Annotated in this window: 14 protein-coding genes; 10 read left to right on the top strand and 4 right to left on the bottom strand. The window is 61.4% G+C overall.

What is annotated here, in order from left to right:
* Positions 1-157 precede the first annotated feature (157 nt).
* Positions 158-1,915, bottom strand: a complete 1,758-nt coding sequence (locus RIN13_RS13440; protein WP_309107843.1) for an alpha-glucosidase — start codon at positions 1,913-1,915, stop codon at positions 158-160.
* Positions 1,916-2,131: 216 nt separating this feature from the next.
* On the opposite strand from RIN13_RS13440, the gene RIN13_RS13435 reads away from it, so the two are divergent.
* The 3 genes from RIN13_RS13435 to RIN13_RS13425 all read left to right on the top strand — a co-directional run bounded on the left by RIN13_RS13435 (position 2,132) and on the right by RIN13_RS13425 (position 4,063).
* A complete protein-coding gene (locus tag RIN13_RS13435) occupies positions 2,132-2,896 on the top strand; it encodes a hypothetical protein (protein ID WP_309107842.1) in 765 nt (254 codons plus the stop codon).
* A gap of 108 nt (positions 2,897-3,004) precedes the next feature.
* A complete protein-coding gene (locus RIN13_RS13430; protein WP_309107841.1) occupies positions 3,005-3,310 on the top strand; it encodes an acylphosphatase in 306 nt (101 codons plus the stop codon).
* 120 nt (positions 3,311-3,430) lie between these two features.
* On the top strand, positions 3,431-4,063 hold the full coding sequence (locus tag RIN13_RS13425) for a ScbR family autoregulator-binding transcription factor (protein ID WP_309107840.1): 633 nt from the start codon (positions 3,431-3,433) through the stop codon (positions 4,061-4,063).
* Here the strand turns inward: RIN13_RS13425 and RIN13_RS13420 are convergent.
* Positions 4,047-5,717: a RecQ family ATP-dependent DNA helicase gene (locus tag RIN13_RS13420; protein WP_309107839.1), complete on the bottom strand. Its 1,671-nt coding sequence runs from the start codon at positions 5,715-5,717 to the stop codon at positions 4,047-4,049. The two genes, RIN13_RS13425 and RIN13_RS13420, sit on opposite strands and share 17 nt — an antisense overlap.
* Before the next feature lie 324 nt (positions 5,718-6,041).
* Between RIN13_RS13420 and RIN13_RS13415 the strand changes: the two genes are divergently transcribed.
* Both RIN13_RS13415 and RIN13_RS13410 read left to right on the top strand, forming a co-directional pair.
* Positions 6,042-7,199: an NINE protein gene (locus RIN13_RS13415; RefSeq protein ID WP_309107838.1), complete on the top strand. Its 1,158-nt coding sequence runs from the start codon at positions 6,042-6,044 to the stop codon at positions 7,197-7,199.
* 160 nt (positions 7,200-7,359) lie between these two features.
* Complete coding sequence (locus tag RIN13_RS13410; protein WP_309107837.1) at positions 7,360-7,710, top strand: GNAT family N-acetyltransferase; 351 nt, start codon at positions 7,360-7,362, stop codon at positions 7,708-7,710.
* A 25-nt stretch (positions 7,711-7,735) separates the two neighbouring features.
* Here the strand turns inward: RIN13_RS13410 and RIN13_RS13405 are convergent, their stop codons facing one another.
* Entirely contained in the window at positions 7,736-8,731 is a 996-nt protein-coding gene (locus RIN13_RS13405; RefSeq protein ID WP_309107836.1) for a glycerophosphodiester phosphodiesterase family protein, read from the bottom strand.
* A gap of 170 nt (positions 8,732-8,901) precedes the next feature.
* On the opposite strand from RIN13_RS13405, the gene RIN13_RS13400 reads away from it, so the two are divergent.
* From RIN13_RS13400 to RIN13_RS13385, 4 genes are all read left to right on the top strand, one after another.
* On the top strand, positions 8,902-10,263 hold the full coding sequence (locus tag RIN13_RS13400; protein ID WP_309107835.1) for an MFS transporter: 1,362 nt from the start codon (positions 8,902-8,904) through the stop codon (positions 10,261-10,263).
* Positions 10,264-10,338: 75 nt separating this feature from the next.
* Positions 10,339-10,722: a hypothetical protein gene (locus tag RIN13_RS13395; RefSeq protein ID WP_309107834.1), complete on the top strand. Its 384-nt coding sequence runs from the start codon at positions 10,339-10,341 to the stop codon at positions 10,720-10,722.
* Positions 10,723-10,855: 133 nt separating this feature from the next.
* Positions 10,856-13,165, top strand: coding sequence for an FdhF/YdeP family oxidoreductase (locus tag RIN13_RS13390; RefSeq protein WP_309107833.1), 2,310 nt, complete (start codon positions 10,856-10,858; stop codon positions 13,163-13,165).
* A gap of 54 nt (positions 13,166-13,219) precedes the next feature.
* Entirely contained in the window at positions 13,220-13,663 is a 444-nt protein-coding gene (locus tag RIN13_RS13385; RefSeq protein ID WP_309107832.1) for a GNAT family N-acetyltransferase, read from the top strand.
* Between the two features lie 146 nt (positions 13,664-13,809).
* Here RIN13_RS13385 and RIN13_RS13380 read toward each other — a convergent pair whose 3' ends face one another.
* Positions 13,810-14,139, bottom strand: coding sequence for a DUF6457 domain-containing protein (locus tag RIN13_RS13380; RefSeq protein ID WP_309107831.1), 330 nt, complete (start codon positions 14,137-14,139; stop codon positions 13,810-13,812).
* Between the two features lie 718 nt (positions 14,140-14,857).
* Here RIN13_RS13380 and RIN13_RS13375 point away from each other — a divergent pair.
* Complete coding sequence (locus tag RIN13_RS13375) at positions 14,858-19,993, top strand: GEVED domain-containing protein (RefSeq protein WP_309107830.1); 5,136 nt, start codon at positions 14,858-14,860, stop codon at positions 19,991-19,993.
* Positions 19,994-20,060: the final 67 nt, after the last annotated feature.

The following is a 20,060-nucleotide window of genomic DNA, read 5'->3' as shown; positions in this document are numbered from 1 at the left end:
GGTTCGCGGGTGGGTGGGATGGTCATGGTGCCCCCTCGATGGTGGCTCGGTTCCGATTGTTGGACGGCGACATCAGGATACGTCCGGACCCTTTTGAACAACAGGCCTGCTTTTGAATAACAGGCCGATTCGAACAACAGGCAACGTCCTGCGGGATTCACCCGAGCCGGCGGAAGACCTTCAGTTCCCACGGTTTGAGGAGCAGGTCAGGCCTGGAGGTGTAGTTGCCCAACACCTGTTCTGCCTGGGCCCAGCTCTTATCCACGTGGGCGGTGTGTTCTGAGCCGGAGAAGTTCCCCAACACCAGGATTTCAACGCCCGGCAGCGAGCGACGGAAGGCGTAGACGTGGGGGTCATTGGGCAGCAGCATGGTGAAGTCGCCGGCGGAGACCACCGGATCCTCGTGACGGAACGCGATGACCTTCTGATAGAAACTGAATACCGAATCGGGATCATCTACCTGGGCTGCGGCGTTGATGTGATTGGCATTCGGATTGACGGCGATCCAGGGTGATCCCGTGGTGAACCCGCCGTGCCGGGTGGCATCCCACTGGACCGGCGTGCGGGCGTTGTCCCGATTCAGCGGGGCCAGGGCAGCGAGGACCTCGGCGTCAGTGTGCCCCAGATGGGTTGTGGCTTCACGGTGATGATTGAGCACCTCAATGTCCCGGTAATCGCTGATGGCTCCGAAGGTCATGTTGGTCATGCCCAGTTCCTCGCCCTGGTACACGTAGGGTGTGCCGCGGTGCAGGTGCAGTACGCCGGCGAGCATCTTCGCGGACAGTTCACGGTACTGGCCGTCGTCGCCGAACCTTGAAACTGCGCGGGCCTGATCGTGGTTGCCCCAGTAAAGGCTGTTCCAGCCCCGGTCGGCGAGGGCATCCTGCCAACGGCCGAGGGAACGCTTCAACTCGGTCAGTTCCAGCTTCTTGGGGCGCCACTTGTTGCCTTCCTCCTGGTCCAAAGCGACATGCTCGAACTGGAACACCATGTCCACTTCTTTCCGGGCAGGGTCGGTAAACAGGACGGCGTCCTCCACCGTCACGCCGGGCGTTTCACCCACGGTCAACAGCGGCTTGTCCCGGCCGGCGAAGACTTCCCGGTGCATCTCGTGCAGAAATTCATGGATGCGCGGCCCGGACATGAAGTACGGGCTGCCGTCGCCATAAAGCTTGCCGTCAGCGCGGGGGCCGTCGGGTAGCGAGGTGTCCTTGGAGATGAAGTTAATGACGTCCATGCGGAAGCCATCCACGCCCCGGTCCAGCCACCAGTTCATCATGTCGTACACGGCCGCCCGCACCTCCGGGTTTTCCCAGTTGAGGTCGGGCTGCTTTTTTGCGAACAGGTGCAGGTAGTACTCCCCGGTGGCTTCGTCGTAGTCCCACGCCGGACCGGAGAAAGCGGACCCCCAGTTGTTGGGTTCCGCGCCGGGAGTTCCGGGCTCGACGCCGTCGCGCGGCTGGCGCCACCAATACCAGTCCCGTTTCGGGTTGTCCTTGGACGAGCGGGATTCCACAAACCAGGGGTGCTCGTCCGAGGTGTGGTTCACCACGAGGTCCATAACCAGTTTCATTCCCCGCTTGTGCAGTCCGTCGCTCAATTCCTGAAGCTCTCCAAGGGTGCCGAAAATGGGGTCGATATTCCGGTAGTCGCTGATGTCGTAGCCGTTGTCGTCCTGTGGCGAGGTGTAGATGGGGGAGAGCCAAACGACGTCGACCCCCAGTTTGTGAAGGTAGTCCAGCTTGCTGATGATGCCGCGCAGGTCGCCAATCCCGTCCCCGTTCGAATCAGCGAAGCTACGGGGGTAGATCTGATATACGACGGCGCCGTGGAACCAGTCCCGGCCCGCCTCCAGTTCACCGTTGTCCTCAGTGCTTGGTGAAGATTCGTTTGCCGGGTCCATCTGGATCGTCATCGCTGTTCTCCTCATTAGCCTTGGTCAACGGTTCCGATTATTGAACACATGCCACAGGCGGGCAACGAACCATCCCCACGCAGCCGCCTTTTTTAACGGCCTTCGTTACGTCGGCAACGTTTCGATATCGATTGGAATTAATGCTTTTCCCTGAAGTTTCGGAAGTCCACAATTGAGGAATTATCGGCGGTCTCACGACAAAATCAGGAGTTACAGATGCACCGCACTGCGCCATCCGCCCTTGCCGTTTCAGGGGCCCTATGCCTGTCCTTCCTGCTGGTCGCCTGTGGAGCGCCAGCATCCGCCCCCGGAACAGGAGCACCCACCCCAACCCCCACCGCAACTTCTACGGCCTCCGAAAGCCCGGTGTCGACGTCGACACCGACCGCCACCGCAACTGCCACCGCTTCTGCGACAGGGACAACTTCAACGCCGTCAGGAGACTGGACCAGCTACACAACCACGGACGGGGATTTGTTGTTCGACTACCCCTCGACCTGGGCCATCAAGGATCCCGCCGGGGAAACTCCTGCCAGTGGCGGTGTCTTCCTCGAGATCACGAACGCGAACGGAAAGCCGTTGGCAACCCTCCGTACGCATATGGCCGTCGGTTCCACGTGTACCGACAGGCAGCCGTACGCAATGTTGGATTCCGAGCCACTTCCTGCCCTGGCACAGTCCGGTCAGACCCCGCGTTTCATCTTTGAGTCACGGATGGACGCTACCCAGACGGATCCGATGAAGATGAACGTGCTCGCATACGGGATCACTTCCGGCCCGGAACCGACCGGCCCTGACGCTTGCCCGATTTTCCAGTTCTTCACGTGGCCGCCGAACGCTGCCATGTTCTCAGGCGTCTACAACCCCTTCGACACCACCCCGGGCAATGAGCCGCATGTGGACACTCCGCAGGCCTACATGGAAACCCAGGAGTACAAGGACATCAAGAAGATGATCACCTCGCTGCGGCCAGCCAGCTAAGGTCGCGCAGCAGGTCGGTGCGATGAGCGGAAAGGGCCTCTGCCCCGGGAATGTATCCCGGGGCAGGGGCACTTTCTATGCCCCGGGAACGGCGGTTACATTGGACGCATGGGTAAGACTTACGGACCGGACGCAGCAGAAAATGTACGGCTGACAGCACGTGTCGAAGGCATGGTCCAAGCCGTGGGTTTCCGGTATTGGACCCGGCGCAAAGCAGACGAGCTTGCACTCACCGGGACGGTAAGGAACGACGCCGACGGGACTGTCGCCGTCGTCGTTGAGGGTCCCCAGCCGCTGGTGCTGGATTTCCGGAACTGGCTCAGGTCAGGCCATCCGCCTGGCCGGGTGGACAACGTCGAGGAGTCAGTGACGCCGGCGACCGGGGAGTTCAAAGAGTTCTGGATTGTCGACTGACCGGATTCGACTGATCAGCCGCACTTGCGCCTAGACTGACCATGTTCGCTGCGCCTCCGGATCCGGACCCTGCGCAGCGGAAGCTGGGAAAGCCGTGGAAACTGGGGAGAGGAAATCTGCGTGCCACTTCAGGACCGGGCTGTGGAAACCCGCAAGGCGATAGTTCGTGGTGCGGCCGCGGTGTTCGAAGACGTGGGGTACGGCCCTGCGAGCCTTCAAATGGTTGCGGAGACAGCGGAAGTGACCCGGGGTGCCCTCTATTTCCATTTCAAAACCAAGGAGCTCCTCGCCCTGGCCGTCATTGAGGACCAGCACGCCCGGACCAAAGAGTCCGCTGCCGACGTCTTTTCCCGCAGCCTGGGACCGATCGAAACTATCTGCGCGCTGTGCTCCTGTTTTGCCAGCCTTCTCCAGAATGATCCTGTGGTGCGGGCAGGAATCCGGCTGACTCTGGAGTCATCAACCTTTGGCCAACGGATCAGAAGCCCCTATACCGACTGGATGCAGACCATGGAACAGCTCACGCTTGAGGGCCAGGCGTCCGGGGTGATCTCCAGCAAGGTGGACGCGGGGGCTTTCGGAAGGTACCTCGTGGCAAGCTTCACCGGTGTTCAGATGGTGTCGAATGTTCTTACGGCCCGCGAGGACCTGACGGAACGCGTTGAAGAGCTGACGGCCTTTGTCCGGCTCACGTTGTCGCCCTCAGCGCAGCACGGATTCCAGACCCTGGACGAACTCACACCTCACGTCTGAGCAGCTGGTTTTCCTCCACAGCCTGGCGGGACAGCGTTTTGTAGCCCTCCTGCTCGAACAGGACTGTAATCACGTCGTCCTCGTGCCGCATCACCAGGCCAGGGCCCCATTCCTTATGGACCACGCTGGATTGCAGCGGGAAGGGTTCGCCTTCACCGTTGCTCGTAGTGTCATCCACTTCGTACGCTGACCCGTCCGTGCAGGTGTCACAATTTCCACACGGCTCAGGCAGGTCCTCGCCGAAATAGCTGAGCAGGAACTGACGCCGGCAGCCATCGGTTTCGGCATAACCGCGGATCATCTGGATGCGTGAAGTATCTACGCGCTGGCGGGCTTCGGCCAGCTCGACGGCGCGCTCCACCACTGCGGACAGCCGGGCTTTCGCCCTGAGCTTCGCGCCCTTCTTGCCGCTTTTGACGGAGCCGGTCTCTTGGAGCTGGTTCAGCAAGCCAGTAACTCGCCGGGTCGAAAAACCTGTAGATTCCGCCAGAGCTTTGGCAGTGAGGAAGTTGTCGGCTGCGCGGAGGGCCTCAAGGACTGCCAGCAGGGATTCCTCATCAGGAGTGTGCGTGCCGAAAAATTTGCGCAGGCCCAGGTCCTCGGCACGGTAGTGCAGGACCGCCACCGCCGGCCCGTCGTCGCGCCCTGCCCTGCCGATCTCCTGGTAGTAACTGTCCAAGGATTCGGGGATATCGGCGTGGATGACAAAACGGACGTCGGGCTTGTCTATTCCCATGCCGAACGCCGTGGTGGCCGCCACGACGTCGAGCCTGCCGTGCATAAAGTCCTCATAGATGCGCTCGCGATCTGAGACGGCACGGCCAGCGTGATAAGCCTCCGAGCGGAGCCCGAGTTGGGCAAGCTTCAGGGTGTATTTTTCCGTGTCTTTGCGTTTGGCCGCATACAAGAGTCCGGGACCCTGCAGGTGGGAGACGAATTCTGCGACCTGCTCTGTGACGGTGGTCCGCTTCTTCTTATCCTCATGGTGGCGGAGCACTTCCAGGCGGATGTTGGTGCGGTCAAAACCACGCACCAGGACCAGCGGATCCTTCATCCCCAGGCGCTGCTGCACGTCATCGCGGACCGGGGGAGAGGCGGTGGCCGTGAGGGCGACCACCGGCGGGTTGCCCAACTGTGCCCGCACTTCGCCCAGCCGCAGATAGTCCGGGCGGAAATCGTGGCCCCAGGAAGAGACACAATGGGCCTCGTCCACCACGAACAGCGACGGGTTCAACGCTGCGAGCCGCTCCACTGTTTCGGTCTTAGCGAGTTGCTCCGGTGCGAGGAAGAGGAACGCGGCGTCTCCGCCTTCCACCGCTTCCCACGCGTCCTGGATTTCCGAGTCGCTGTGCGAGGAGTTGACGACCACCGCGGCGCCGGGTCCCAGCACCTCGAGCAGTCCGTCCACCTGGTCCTCCTGCAAGGCAATCAGAGGGGAAACCACGACGGCGGGGCGTTGGGTTTCGCTGTGCAGGTGAAGTGCTGCGACCTGATAGATGGCTGATTTTCCGTAGCCTGTGGGCATTACGGCCAGCACATCGCGGCCCGCTACAAGCGCGTGCATACCGCTGAGCTGGCCATCCTTCAGTGTTTCCCAACCGAAGCAGGCTGAGGCTGTTTCGCAAAGTTCGGTGTCGGCTGGCTGGTGCGTCATTGTGCTGCTCCCCGGCGGAACGATCCTCGGCCAGGTTGCTTTAGCCGTGGCTTACAGAGTAGCCGGAGCGAAGGTGCGGGCAAAGCCCGGGCTTGTGTACTATTCCATTCAGGGCGAAAACGCCGCAGCGTGTTATTGGGGGAACGATCAGCGCATGTGCATGCCATAAGACTGTCGGCTGCGAGTACCCCTCACTTATCCCGGGTTTCTCCCTGCTGAGCCCAGCCGCTCCTTCCCCTGCTGCGATCTTCGCAGCTACTTCGCTCCGCACCCGTTAGTTCCCCGCCCGGCGACGCCCTGCTGTCGCCGTCCCGAAAGGATCCCATGAGCCAGTCAGGCCCGTTTGCCCCGCCGCCCCCGCCGTCTCCGGAGAATGGCGGTTACCCGGCACCTCAGGGTCCGTATGCCCCCCAGGGTCCGTATGCCCCCCAGGGCGAGTATGCTCCGCAGGGCGATTTCGGTCAGGGCCAGTACGCTCCTCAGAGTCAATATGCTCCGCAGGATCCGCAAGCTCCCCATTTTCAGGTTCCCTATCAGCAGGGCCAGTTCGGACCCCAGGGCCCGTTTGCTCCCCAGAAGTCCTTCCTCACCACCTGGCTGTTGTCCCTGCTTATCGGCAACTTCGGCGTCGACCGCTTCTACTTGGGGAAAATCGGAACCGGCATCCTGAAACTGATCACCCTGGGCGGTCTTGGTATCTGGTCCCTGGTGGACCTCATCATCATCCTGGTGGGCAAGCAGACCGACAAAAACCGGCAGCCGCTTGAAGGTTATGACCGGCACAGGGTCATGGCCTGCATCGTCACCGGTGTCCTGCTTATCGGTGGCATGATCGTCGGCGCCATCAGCGGCGCTGCAGCGGGCATCGCTCTGCAAAGCGCCACCTCGGAACAACTCCGGACTCCTGCCCCCGTTGTTAAGGACGTCGAAGAATCAGCCCAGCCTGAACCATCCGGAGCCGCCGCGCAGCAGCGGGACGCGTTGCCCACCCAGACGCTCACCGGCACGGGCGACGACGTCAGGACGGTGGATCTGGGAGGGCTGCCCGGCATCATTACCTTCACGTGTGAGGCCTGCACCGAGAACACCGTGGTGAAAACCAACGGCACGGACGGCCTGCTCGTCAACGCCATCGGTGCTTACACAGGCTCCCACCTGGTGGACTCCGATGGAACCGCAACGACGGAGCTGACCGTGGAGGCGGACCGCCCCTGGACGCTCACCATTGCCGATATCAGCACGGTCAAGTTCGCCAGCGGGGCAGCCAGCGGGCACGGCGACCAGGTGTTTTTCCTCGAGGGCGAGACAAGCGAAGCCACGGTGAAAAACACGGGTGAAGAAAACTTCGTTGTGATCGGTTTTGGAGGAGACGCTCCCGAACTGGCAGTCAATGAAATCGGTCCCTATGAGGGAACTGTCCAGCTGACGGCCGGCTTTATCCAAGTCCGGTCCGATGGCGACTGGACCATCACGGCGCAGTAGCGCCACACGACAGTATGCACGACGTACTGTCAGAAGGACCCGGCAGACGCACCCGTCTCGCCGGGTCCTGATGCTTAACCTCCATTTCTCGCGCTGGCCACGGCTAGGCTGGGAGCAACAGGCGAGGCGGTAGTAAGCCTCAAGAACCAAGGAGATGCAGATGTTGGGGATTACCATCCGGCACAACCTGGAGCGCGAACGATTCGAAGTGCTGGACAACGGGAAGGTTATTGGCAAGGCCCTCTACCGGACCTACGGCGAAGATCCCAGCCATCGGATTTTTTACCACACCGTTATTAATGAGGAGTACGGCGGCCAGGGTCTGGCAAAAAAGCTGGCTGTACAGGCTCTTGATCAGACAGTGGAGGAAGGCCTGAAAATAGTCCCGGTCTGCCCGTACATCAAGAAATTCCTGACCAAGCACCCGGAGTACGACGAGAGCAGGGTCCCGGTCACGGCTGCCCATCTGGAGTTCCTCGACGCAGCCCTTGCCCAGGGCGCGAGGTCCTGAAGCCGGCCTCACTCACGTTGCCGTTTCAGGCTTTACGTTTGTAGGCCTTTGGTAGCTTCAGCCCACGCTCCTCCATGACAGACCGAAGACGGGCGGGGTTGTCCGTTATCATGCCGTCAACGCCCAGGTCGATCAGGCGTTCCATCTCTTCGGTGGAGTTGACGGTCCATGGAATGACCGGCAGCTTCAGATCGTGGGCTTCGGCGATCATCTCAGGGGTGACCGATTCGACTGCAGGCGAAATGACGTCGTAGCCCTGGGCGGCAGCGGCATTTGCGAGGGAGCCATCGTAGTCGTCAATGTCGATGCCGCCGAGCTCGGGGCTCGCGCCGGGCATTCCCACCCCCAGCCACTCGGGACCATGGGAGAGGGCCACCAGGGGAAGCTCCGGGGCGATCTTCCGGACCAGGTTCAGCGAGGACCAGTTGAAGGATTGCACCGTAGTCCGTTCTGCCACTCCGGCCCGGTAGATTTCGTCCACCACTGCCTTGGTCAGTGCTCCGTCGTCGCCGTCCTTGCCCCGCTGGACCTTGGTCTCCACGTTGAACCGGACTTCCGTGGCATCGTAATCGCGGACCAGTCTGAAGACCTCCTTGAGCTCTGAAATCCTGCTTTCTTCGCCCTCGTCTTGACTCGCCTGGCCGGGGACGTCCGTGGGACTGCAGATCAGCGTCCTGACCTGCGCCAGGGTCAGCTCTGCCACACGGTCACCGACGTAAGGGAACTCCACGTCACCGGGGGTGGCGGGGGCCGTGTCTTTGCACTTGGCGGCCTGGATGACCCTGTCGTGCCACACGATCACTTTGCCGTCGTCGGTCAGATGTGTATCGAGTTCAAGAGTGGTCACACCCAGCTCCAGCGACTTGGCGAATGCAGTCAATGACTCCTCTGCCCAGTCGCCCCGCCCGCCGCGGTGGGATTGCAGGTCGAAGAACCTGCCATCCGACGGCGGGGTGGGGCTTCCGCTGCAGCCTGACAGGGCGATGGCAAGCAATACGCCGCAAGCCATGACTCTCTTCATTGCTTCCCAACACACCTTTGAATCACCGAAGGTCCGAGCTGCATCAGACAAAAACGATAGCTCCGATCTTCTCACAATCGCCTCTGAGCACATCCTGGACAGCGCCGCTAGGACGCAAATCACTTGTAACAGAGTCGTGGTGCCTCCCCTCAGTGGACCAGACTGTTGCCGTGAGCAACACTCCCCGGACGGGACTCGCCGTCACCGGTCTCAGCCTCGGCACCGCGCTGAACCCGCTGAACTCGTCCATGATCGCCGTCGCCCTGGTGGTGTTGCGCGCGGACTTCCGGCTCGACGTCCCTACCGTCACCTGGGTCATCACCGTCTTCTACCTCACTTCGGCTGCCGGGCAGCCCGTAATGGGCAGGCTGGCGGACCGGTTCGGACCGAGGAGGCTCTACCTGTTCGGTATGGCCTTGGTGGCTGTGACGTGTGCCCTCGCCCCGTTCTCACCGAACTTCCTGTTGGTCTGCGTTGCCCGCGCCTTCATGGCGCTGGGGACAGCGAGCGCCTATCCGTGCGCAGTGGTCATGGTGGGGCCACTTGCTCGCCTGGCGAACGTCGAGTCAACCCGGCCGCTTGGCAGGATCCAGATGTCCAACACCTCCGCAGCTGCAGTCGGGCCGGTCATCGGTGGTGTGCTCGTGAGCCTGCTGGGGTGGCAGGCGTTGTTCCTGATCAATGTCCCGTTATCGCTCGCAGCTCTGTTCCTGGTTTGGAAATACGCACCCGCCGATACCGAGCGGGAGCGCGGCAAACTATCCGAGCTGCTGCGCGACTCCGATATTCCGGGAATCCTGGCTTTCGTAGGTTCGCTCATGCTGGTGATGATGTCCCTGCTGAACGTTCTTCCTGACCTCCGCTGGTGGCTTCTGGCCGGCGGAACGCTGCTGGCTGTGCTGTTTGTCTGGCGTGAGCTGTGCTTCAGCCCGCCGTTCCTGGACCTGCGGCTGCTGGGCAGGAACCGGCCGCTTCTGCTGGTCTATCTGGGCTTCGCCCTCTTCAATGGCCTCTACTACTTCGCCTTCTTCGGGCTGCCTCAACTGCTGGAGGAAGCAGGGGGCTACGACCCCGGAATCGTGGGCCTGCTGATGCTGCCCCTGGCAGCTATGTCAGTGGTGTCGACGCCGTTCGCCGTCCGGGCGATCGAGCGGTTCCGTGTGCGGCGGGTGCTGATCGCCGGCGTCGTACTCCTGACCCTCGCCTCCGGCGCGATGTGGTTCCTGACCGGGTCCCTCGCCGTTCCGTTGGTGCTGGCACTTACCGCGCTGTTGGGTGTGCCGTACGGAATGGTGAGTATTGCTTCCAGCCAGGGCATGTTTGTCTCCACGAGGCCACACGAAAGGGGAGTGGCGGCAGGGATCTACCAGACCTCCCGGTACCTTGGCGCGATCACTGCCACAGTGCTGATCGGCGTCCTGTATGGCAGCGGGGTCACGCAGGCGAATTGGGGGTCGATGGTGCTGGTGATGCTGGGGCTCGGCGCGGTGGCGTTTGTGGTGGCGCTGCTGTGGCGGGAGCGGACAGAGTAGTACTGCCGGGTAATCAGTTGGCGTGTGTAGGGTTGGAATACATCGTCGTCTGGGACCAAGCAAAGGGGATTGTTTATGCCAAAGCTGATAGTGGGGGGCTACGGGCGCGACATAGTAATGAACTTCGAAGACGAGGTATGCCGGGCGGTACAAAACGTACTGATCCGGCGGCTTTCCCTGGGCGATGGATTGTTTCTTCGCAGCTCCGGCGATTCTGACGGCCAGCCGGTCACCACCGTGATTTGGATTTCACCCGCAAGTTCCCTTCGTTTTGAGTACGACGACGAGAAGCTTCCCGAACTCAACAAAAAGCTGGCTGAAACCTACTGGTCAGTGATCGAGGGCTCAGGCGGGCTTGTCCTGCCGTCCCAAGGGGAGATCGACGCCTGGCGCCTGGAGGATGAAGTGGGAAGCACGGTTGATTCGGACAGCAACGCCGGGGCGGGCCAGCGGGACTGATTCCCGAAAGGGATTGGGTGCTTGCGGTGCCAGTCCGCACCTGCTAATCCTGAAATGACGGCAACCGGCCGTATTTCGGTGCTGAGTACTTGAGCCGATTGAATGCCGTTCTGACAGCCAAGAGGTGGGCAGCGTGACGGACAAAAACCCGCGGGTGGAAGAGGTCGACGAGAAAGACGTCGAGGTGAAGGACCACCCGAAGAAGTGGGCGGCAGGCATCCCGGGTGTGTACCACTCGATGAAGCCGGCAATTGAGCATATGGGACTCGAACGGTCGCGGAAAACGCTGCTGGCGTTGAACCAGAAAGACGGCTTCGACTGCATGAGCTGTGCCTGGCCGGATCCTGACCACCGCAAGACCTTCGAGTTCTGCGAGAACGGCGCCAAGGCAGTCACCTGGGAGGCCACGCCCGTGGTGATCGGTTCGGAGTTCTGGGCCGAGCACAGCGTCAGTGAACTTCGCGGGCAAACCGAGTACTGGCTGGGGATGCAGGGACGCCTTACGGAACCTGTATACAAGCCCGCCGGGGAGGACCACTACCGCCCGGTCAGTTGGGACGAGGCCATCACCATCCTTGCGGATAACCTCAAAGGCCTCGACAGCCCTGATGAGGCCGCGTTCTACACCAGCGGCCGGACGTCCAATGAGGCCGCTTTCCTGTATCAGTTGTTCGTGCGCGCCTATGGCACCAACAACCTCCCTGACTGCTCCAACATGTGCCATGAGTCCTCGGGTTGGGCCATGGGCCAGACCATCGGCGTCGGCAAAGCCAGCATCACGTATGCGGATTTCGCCAAGGCGGACCTGATCATTGTGATGGGCCAGAACCCGGGCACTAACCATCCGCGCATGCTGACTGCCCTGGAGGAAGCCAAGGAGGCCGGCGCTGAGATCGTCGCCATCAACCCGCTGCCTGAAGCGGGCCTCATGCGGTACAAGAACCCGCAAAAAGTGAAGGGCATCATCGGGCGGGGCACCGAACTGGCGGACCAGTTCTTGCAGATCCGGATCGGCGGGGACATGGCTTTGCTGCAGGCGATCTCCAAGCGGGTGCTCGACGCTGAAGCAAAAAACCCCGGAACAGTGCTGGATCATGACTTCCTGCAGAAGCACTGCCAGGGCCTTGAAGAGCTGAAAGAACATCTGTCAACGCTCGATGAAAACGTGGTGCTTAAGGCCACCGGCCTGCGCAGCGAAGAAATAGACGAACTCGCTGCACGGTACATGAAGGCCGACAAAGTCATCATCACCTGGGCCATGGGCCTCACGCAGCAGAAAAAGGCTGTGGCCACCATCAAGGAGATCATCAACCTCCTGCTGCTGCGCGGAAACATCGGCAAGCCGGGCGCCGGGGCCTCCCCGATCCGCGGCCACAGCAACGTCCAGGGTGATCGGACCATGGGGGTCTGGGAGCAGATGCCGCCCGCTTTCCTGGACGCTTTGGGCAAGGAATTCAGCTTCGAGCCGCCGCGTGAGCACGGCGCGGATTCAGTCGAAACCATCCGGCGGATGCGCGACGGCGGGATCAAGGTTTTCGTCGCGGTCGGCGGCAACCTGGTGGCTGCTATCTCGGACACGAACGCCGCTGAAGCGGCCATGGAAAACACGGAGATGACAGTTCAGGTCTCCACCAAGCTCAACCGCTCACACACCGTTACCGGCAAGGAAGCACTGATTCTGCCCACCCTGGGACGCACCGAGATCGATCTCCAGGAGTCTGGCGAACAGTTTGTATCCGTGGAAGATACTGTCTGCGCCATCCACGCCTCCTACGGCGCAGTTGAGCCTGTTGCACCTCAATTGCTGTCCGAGGTGGCCATCATCAGCCGTCTCGCAGCGAAGGTGGTAGGTGACCGGATCCAAGCGGACTGGGCAGGCTTCGAACGGAACTACGACCTCATCCGGGACCACATTTCGCACGTGGTGGTGGGCTTTGACGACTACAACAGGCGTATCCGCCAGCGGGACGGTTTCCTCCTGCCGCATGGCCCGCGTGATTCACGGACGTTCAACACGCCAACAGGCAAGGCCATGATCACCGTCAACGAACTGGAGTATTTGGAGCGGCCGGACAAGACGCTGATCCTGCAAAGCATGCGCTCGCACGACCAGTTCAACACCACCATCTACGGCCACAATGATCGCTACAGGGGAATCAAGAAAGGCCGTCACGTGGTGTTTGTGAGTCCTGAGGATCTTGCAGAGCTTGGCCTGAGTGACGGGCAGTACGTTGACGTCCACGGTGTCTATACCGACGGCGTTGATCGGGTGTTGCGGAACTTCCGGCTGGTTTCCTATCCCACCGCCCGCGGGTGCGCGGCAGCCTACTATCCCGAAGCCAATGTGCTGGTTCCGCTGGAGAGCGTTGCCGAGGGAAGCCACACCCCGGTATCCAAGGGGGTCATTGTCCGGATGGAGTCAGCTGCAGAGCGGGCTGGTTAGCCGTTCGCGGCGGGGTAGACACCATCGGTTGACGGAGCCCACTAAAGTACTCCCATGCTGATTATCCGTGAGGGAACCACTGACGATAATCCCGGCCTTGCCAGGCTACGGACAATCTGGGCCGATGAGCAGGAGCCCTCTGACATCGAGGACCCTGAGTTCGAAAGGACCTTCCTTGACTGGGCGAAGGCCAACCCCCGGCAGGTGCTTGTGGCTGAACAGGACGGGGAGCTCATCGGAATGCTCAACGTTATGGTTTTCCATCGAATGCCCAAACCGGGGAAGGCGGCGTCGTGTTGGTGTTACTTCGGAAACGTCTATGTTCTGCCTCAGCACCGCAACGCCGGCATCGGCGGGAAGCTGGTGCAAGCAGCCATCGAGTTCTCACGGAGTATCGGTGCGGCTCGAATTGTCCTGTCGCCTTCCTCCGAATCCCGCCGTCTCTACGAACGCTTGGGTTTTAAGCCAGCCAAGGAACTGAGCCTTCTGGAGTTCTAGGAGCAAAGGCGGACGTCGTCCAGCGCCAGCGCCTCGTTTCAAGACGTGGTCCGCTGCGGCTGCGGCAAGGCTTTGACAACTTCCACAAGTTCACGAATCCCCAGCTGCTCCAAGCCTTGGTCCTGCTGTGGCTAAAACTGGCGCCTCTACTGGGCGGTGTCCGCCCAGCCCTTGCTGGCCGGGCCGCCGTCGGCTCCTTGATCGCAGAGCTGGAACGCGACCTCGGCCGCCTTGCGGATGGCGACTCGCGACGACGCCTGGGAACCCGCGCTGCCGGTACCGGCTTCGAGCCCGGCCGCGTAGCCGACCAGAAAGGTGGTGACCGGTGCGGCTGCGTGGATCACCGAGTCGGCGGATTTCCTGGCAAGGGCAAGAAGCAGTTCCTGGTCGAGTTCCAGATCCAGCAGTTGCAGAGCCTGGGCCAGGCGCTGGCTCCACTCATCCAGGACCTGAAGTTCGTCGTCGGCGGCAGGCATCGTTACTCCTTTGCTAGCGGGATGCGCTCTCGCCGAGCGCTGGTCCAGTGCCCAAGACACTACAAGGCTTCGTCCGCTAAGTCACCGCCGAGAGTTAACTGGCATCCAGGCCCCCTTGCCCAGCGTCGGCGTCATCTTTCACTCTCTCCGTGGTTACTACTGTGAGGGCGCCCCGTCAGAGTTCCCTGTTGCCTTGTTTGCTGCTGATAAAGATGAACATTTGCCTAATACATATATCTCCGCGAAGGCTTCATATCCCTTCTGCGAAATTGTCGCATTCCTTTGCCATCAATAAAGGAATTGAAGTGCTCATGTATTGGCTGTGCCTTAGGAGGACTGGCGCTCAGCCTTCATTGATGGAACGGGATCTATGCGTCGATCTACCCTGCCATGTCAGGACAAACGTGGCTGTTAAAAAAGCCAGTCTGTTGTTTTCTACTAGTAAGTAACCTTGCATTACTATGTGGTTTGTTAGCGTTAAACTAAATAATTGACAGGCCAAAATTTACCTTTAGTATTTACGCTGGGGGGGAGCAAATTACAGAGCCTTCAGCTGTGAATGATGCGACCCGAAGAATCGTCAGGGCGCGTTGATGCCCTCATCCAACCGTCAGGTGGTACGCAGTTGAACTATCGAAGTAAGAGTCCGGATTTACTCATGGGGAATACACGGTGCCTGTCCCAAACGACCCGCACTGTCGCTGCATCATTGGTTGTTATGCTGCTGCTCGGCCTTTTGACATTCACCAACGCCGTTACCACCGCGGTCCCCGCCAGCGCAGCAGTATCAGGGGCATGCAGCCTTGCCCAAAACGGTTCGTTTGAGACGCCGAACATCCAGGACCCTGACAACCCGACGGCAGGCGACGCCTACATCAACGGCTATAACATGTTCCGTACCGGGCAGCCCACGATGAGCGGCTGGAGCACGGTCGCTGGTACGGTCGACATTCTCCGGTATTACAACAACGCCAGCGACGGGGATCAAAGCATCGACCTTTGGGGAACTGCGCCGGCCACGATGGAGCAGACGTTCGCTGGTCTGGTCCCAGGAGTGCAGTACACGTTCTCCATCGATTACAGCGGTCTCGAAGCCGGGTCCTCGCGAGGCTCCGTGCTGCTTAGCCAAGGTGGGCCCTTCACGTCCTTGGCCTCGCTCTCACCCTCCACTAACGGCGTACTGAACGGCAGTAGCGGACTGCCAGGTACCAGACAGTACACAGTAACGTGGCAGACTTTCACCCACACCTTCACCGCCACAGGCACATCGGTAACAATCCAGCTGCAGAACCAGACCGCACCGGCGGCGCAAAACACGGGCCTGTTCGTGGACAACTTCCTCTTTGGCAGCGATGACCCCTGCCAGGACTTCGGCGATGCACCAACAGGAACGCTCCAGGCAGATGGCGGACCCAGCCACATCGTCCCGGGTATTGACCTGGTCGCCGGCACCGCACCCTTGATGCTCGGACACACAATTGACCTCGAAGACGACGGACAGCCCAACGCTGCCGCCACCGGTGACGGCGCAGACGAAGACGGTATCACCGGTCCGGTCACCTTGAACCCTGGCGCGACAGGAATGACACTGCCGGTGTCATTAACCAATAGCTCCGGCGCCGCTGCGACCCTCTATGGGTGGATCGACGCGAATGACAACGGCAGTTTCGAAGCCAACGAGTTCACCTCGGTTTCGGTAGCAGCCGGTGCAACCAGCGCCAGCCTGGACTTTTCCGGGCTTGCTGCGTTCCAGGACGGTGCCACACCGGCTATCCGTCTGCGTCTGACGACAGACCAACTTCTCGATGATCCCAACACCCCGGCGGTAGACGAGCGCGCACTGGGCGCAGCCTCCGATGGAGAGGTGGAAGACTACCTTGCGCGGGTCGCCACTCTGGTTCCTGTCTCGTGTGCGGCGCCTTTCGTGGAGAGCTTCGGTGCGGGTACAGGCTACGGGTCCCCGCTGCCCAGTGGTCAGACGACGTACATCTACGAGGGTTCCGCGGCCGTCAACGACGGCGAATATGCGTTGCTGTCAGCTTTGCCGGGCGCCGCAGGCGGGTGGTGGCACACAGCCTCAGATCACACAATCGGTGACACCAATGGGCGGATGATGGTGATCAATGCATCATTCAGCCCCGGGCTCTTTTTCCAGCGCACGTTTACTGGATTGGTTCCGGGTACTACTTACGATTTCGCAGCGTGGATCACGAATGCAAACAACATAGGATCTCCCATCCTGCCCAACGTGAAGTTCAGGGTGGTGGATCCCGCGACGGATCTGGTGTTGTCGGAGCTGGACACCGGGAATATTGCGGCTACATCGTCCCTGGAGTGGCAGCGGTTCGCGCTACAGTTCGCGGCTTCGCAATCAACAGTACGGCTGGAGCTGATGAACACCGCACCCGGCGGCAGCGGCAACGATTTGGCCATTGATGACATCAGTTTCATGCCGACCTGTGAGTTCGGTGACGCACCAGACTCCTACGGCACGCTGATTTCCAGCGACGGTGCAGCACATGTGGCCAGCGGCCCGACTTTGGGCACGCTCCGTGACATCGAGCCCGACGGCCAGCCCGCCGCCACTGCAACCGGTGACGGCACCGATGAGGATGGCATTGCCGCCCCCATCGTGATTACACGGGGTCAGGCCTCCACCGTGTCGGTGTCCGCGACCAATGATTCGGACGTTGATGTTACTCTGGCCGGCTGGATGGACCTGAACGGTGACGGCGCTTTCCAAACTGCCGAACGGGTGACCGCCACGGTCCCGGCGAACTCAGGGACGAACAGCTATCAGTTGATCTTCCCAGGGGGAACCACAAGAGCAGACACCTATTCCCGGTTCCGGATCTTCAGTGAAGTCATCGGCGATCCTCAAGCGACAGGGAGCGCTGCCGGGGGTGAGGTCGAGGACTACGCTGTGACCGTGCTGAACCCGGCGTTGTCGGTCGGGAAAACCTCGGACGCCACCGCCGACACCCGCCCCGGGGACGTCGTGACCTACACAGTGACAGCAACCAACACGGGAACAGGCGACTACACTGCCGGAACACCGGCGACGCTGACCGATGACCTCTCGGGCGTGCTCGATGACGCGGAGTTCAACAATGACGCCACGGTGTCCTTCTCCGACGGGTCAACCTCAGCCCAGCCGGCACTCACCGGCACAAGCCTCACCTGGTCCGGTCCGTTGAAGGTTGGCGAGACCGCAACCATCACCTACACGGTGAGGCTGCAGCCCGGCGGCGATGGTCAGGTGAGCAACAGTGCCTGCGTTCCGGACGCTGAAGCGGACGGCTCCGCATGTGCAGACACGGGGACGGAGCTCCCGCGGCTGACGATCACCAAAACCGCGGACACTACGGACCTGCCGGTCGACGGCGGGATTGTGACCTATACGGTCACGGTCACCAACGCCGGACCCGGTGACTTCACGGCCGCCGCCCCTGGAACCGCATCCGATAACCTCTCCAACGTCCTCGACGACGCTGCCTACAACAACGACGCCACCGCTAGCGCCGGGACGGTTTCCTTTGATTCCGGGGCCCAGGAGCTCAACTGGTTCGGTGCTCTTGCTGCCGGGGGAACCGCGACCATCACCTATTCGGTGACCTATGATTCAACCGGCGGGGACCAGAGTCTGGTGAACGTCGCGTGTGTCCCGGCGGAACTCGCCCTGGACGCCGTCGAACCCTGCCGGTCGGTCCGGATCCCCGGTTCAGCACTGCAGACACGCAAGAGTGTGGACCCGGCCTCCGGGACCTCAGTGGTTGCAGGCCAGGCTGTGACCTACACCCTGCACTTTGAAAACACCGGCCAGGCAGCCGCGACGGTTGACGAGTTCGATGATGCCTCCGGAGTGCTCGATGACGCGACTATAACGGCCGGCCCGGCAGCGTCCAACCCTGCCCTCACGGCCATGGTGAACGGATCACAGATCGACATCACCGGGTCCGTGCCGGCAGGTGCCACCTACACAATCACCTACACGGTGACGGTGAACGAGTTCGCCCAGCAGGCTGACCATGTACTGGCAAACGTGCTCGGCGGGGATGACAACTGCCTTCCCAACGATGCAACCTGCCGCACCACCAATCCCGTCAGGCACATCTCGTTGACGAAGAGCACTTCAACGGCCGCACCCGTGAACACGGGTGGGACCATGACCTACACGGTGACGGTTACGAACGACGGCGCCGCTGACTACCCAGCGGACGCCCCCGCGGCAGCAGTTGATGACCTGACTGGAGTCCTGGACGATGCGGCATTCAACAACGACGCAACCGCCACCACCGGCCAACTCTCGTACACGGCACCGGCCCTGAACTGGACCGGAGCTCTGGGCATCGGGCAGAGTGCGACCATCACCTACACAGTGACCGTCACCAACTCCGGGGACCATTCGCTCTCCAACACGGCCCAGGCCTCATGCACGGCACCGGAGATATGTGACCCTCCTGTAAACGTGATCACCCTGTTGCCCCACGTAGTGCCGTCCAAGTCCTCGGACCCGGCTACAGGCACCGGAGTCAACGCAGGCCAGGTCATCACCTATACCCTTTCGTTTACCAACGATGGGCAGGAAGCAGGTCCCGTAGACTCCACTGACAACCTCGCAGACGTTCTCGATGACGCCACTGTGACCTCGGAGCCGGTTACCTCCGTCCCTGCCATCACCGCTGTCAGGACTGGTGACCAGATCCGCACTACGGGCATGATCCAGCCGGGCCAGACCGTCACAGTCACCTACCAGGTAACCATCAACCCTGACGGCCAACGGGGTAACAACAACGCCCGGAACGTCCTCACTCCGGACGTGCCGACGTGTCTTGTTGCGGCGGATTGCCCGCCGCCGGTCACCGGGCACTCCATTGGTGAGCTCGATGCCTGGAAGACGGTTGACCCGGTATCCGGCACTGCTGTTCAGCCGGGGAAGGTCATGACCTACACCCTGCATTTCCAGAACACCGGAACGGCCGACGTGGCAGTGAACAAAGACGACGTCCTGACCCAGGTCCTGGACGACGCGACGATCAGCGGCGCCCCGGTCAGTTCGCACCCCGCGCTGACCCTTACTCCCGTGGCTGACGGCCGGTTCACCATGACCGGTTCACTGGCACCCGGCCAGCTGGTCACCGTCTCCTATGCTGTGACAGTCAACCCTGACGGGGAACGCGGTGATGACCGGCTCGGAAACTTCCTCGTCAACGAGGGCGACGAGCCCCCGTCGGAGTGTGTGGCAACAAACGCAGAACGCCCGGCCTGCACGCTCAGCTACGTCTCCAACATCGTGGTGACCAAGACCGCCGATCCGGGATCGGGGACAAAGGTCTTGGACGGGCAGGATGTGACTTACACTGTGACCTTCACCAACGCCTCTACCAATGAGGCAGCGGCTGACGCAGCCATCGCGTACACGGACCATATGAAGGACGTTCTGGACGACGCGACACTCAAGACCGGGCCGAACAGCACCAGCAACGGCGTAAGTGCAATCACCAGCGGCGAGACCATCCTGTTCACAGGTGCCCTGGCCTCCGGAGATACCGCCAAGGTGACCTACACCGTCACGGTCAAGCCCTACGCCCAGGGTGGCAACCACAGCCTCGGTAACGTTGTTGCGGCCACCGGTGAAGAGCCGATCTGCGCAGCAGGCAGCCCGCTCTGCACGGACAACCCCATCGATTCCCCGATTGTGCCGGTCATCCCGCCTGGAGCTGATCTTGCCGACACCGGCGCCGAGGCCGTCGGCGCACTCCTCCTCCTCGGGGCACTGCTCATGGCAGCCGGTGGAAGCCTGATCTTTATCCGCCGCAAGGCCGGACACGAAGAGGGAGGGACCGTCCTGTAACCCAAAGCTTCGGTCATCGCCGCTTCCCTCCGACGCGGCGATGACCGGAACGAGACGCTGGTTGCGG

Source organism: Arthrobacter sp. (genome assembly GCF_031179985.1).
In the GTDB taxonomy this organism is placed as follows: Bacteria; Actinomycetota; Actinomycetes; order Actinomycetales; family Micrococcaceae; genus Arthrobacter.
The sequence above is the reverse complement of the archived record's forward strand: the minus strand, read 5'-3'. Positions and strand labels throughout refer to the sequence as shown.

Bases quoted from the DNA above. Each gene is read 5' to 3' on its own strand.
- RIN13_RS13375 (WP_309107830.1), top strand. From the start codon at position 14,858: ATGCTGCTGCTCGGCCTTTTGACATTCACCAACGCCGTTACCACCGCG.
- RIN13_RS13410 (WP_309107837.1), top strand. From the start codon at position 7,360: ATGTTGGGGATTACCATCCGGCACAACCTGGAGCGCGAACGATTCGAA.
- RIN13_RS13405 (WP_309107836.1), bottom strand. From the start codon at position 8,731: ATGAAGAGAGTCATGGCTTGCGGCGTATTGCTTGCCATCGCCCTGTCA.
- RIN13_RS13420 (WP_309107839.1), bottom strand. From the start codon at position 5,717: ATGACGCACCAGCCAGCCGACACCGAACTTTGCGAAACAGCCTCAGCC.
- RIN13_RS13385 (WP_309107832.1), top strand. From the start codon at position 13,220: ATGCTGATTATCCGTGAGGGAACCACTGACGATAATCCCGGCCTTGCC.
- RIN13_RS13395 (WP_309107834.1), top strand. From the start codon at position 10,339: ATGCCAAAGCTGATAGTGGGGGGCTACGGGCGCGACATAGTAATGAAC.
- RIN13_RS13380 (WP_309107831.1), bottom strand. From the start codon at position 14,139: ATGCCTGCCGCCGACGACGAACTTCAGGTCCTGGATGAGTGGAGCCAG.
- RIN13_RS13415 (WP_309107838.1), top strand. From the start codon at position 6,042: ATGAGCCAGTCAGGCCCGTTTGCCCCGCCGCCCCCGCCGTCTCCGGAG.
- RIN13_RS13435 (WP_309107842.1), top strand. From the start codon at position 2,132: ATGCACCGCACTGCGCCATCCGCCCTTGCCGTTTCAGGGGCCCTATGC.
- RIN13_RS13430 (WP_309107841.1), top strand. From the start codon at position 3,005: ATGGGTAAGACTTACGGACCGGACGCAGCAGAAAATGTACGGCTGACA.
- RIN13_RS13440 (WP_309107843.1), bottom strand. From the start codon at position 1,915: ATGACGATCCAGATGGACCCGGCAAACGAATCTTCACCAAGCACTGAG.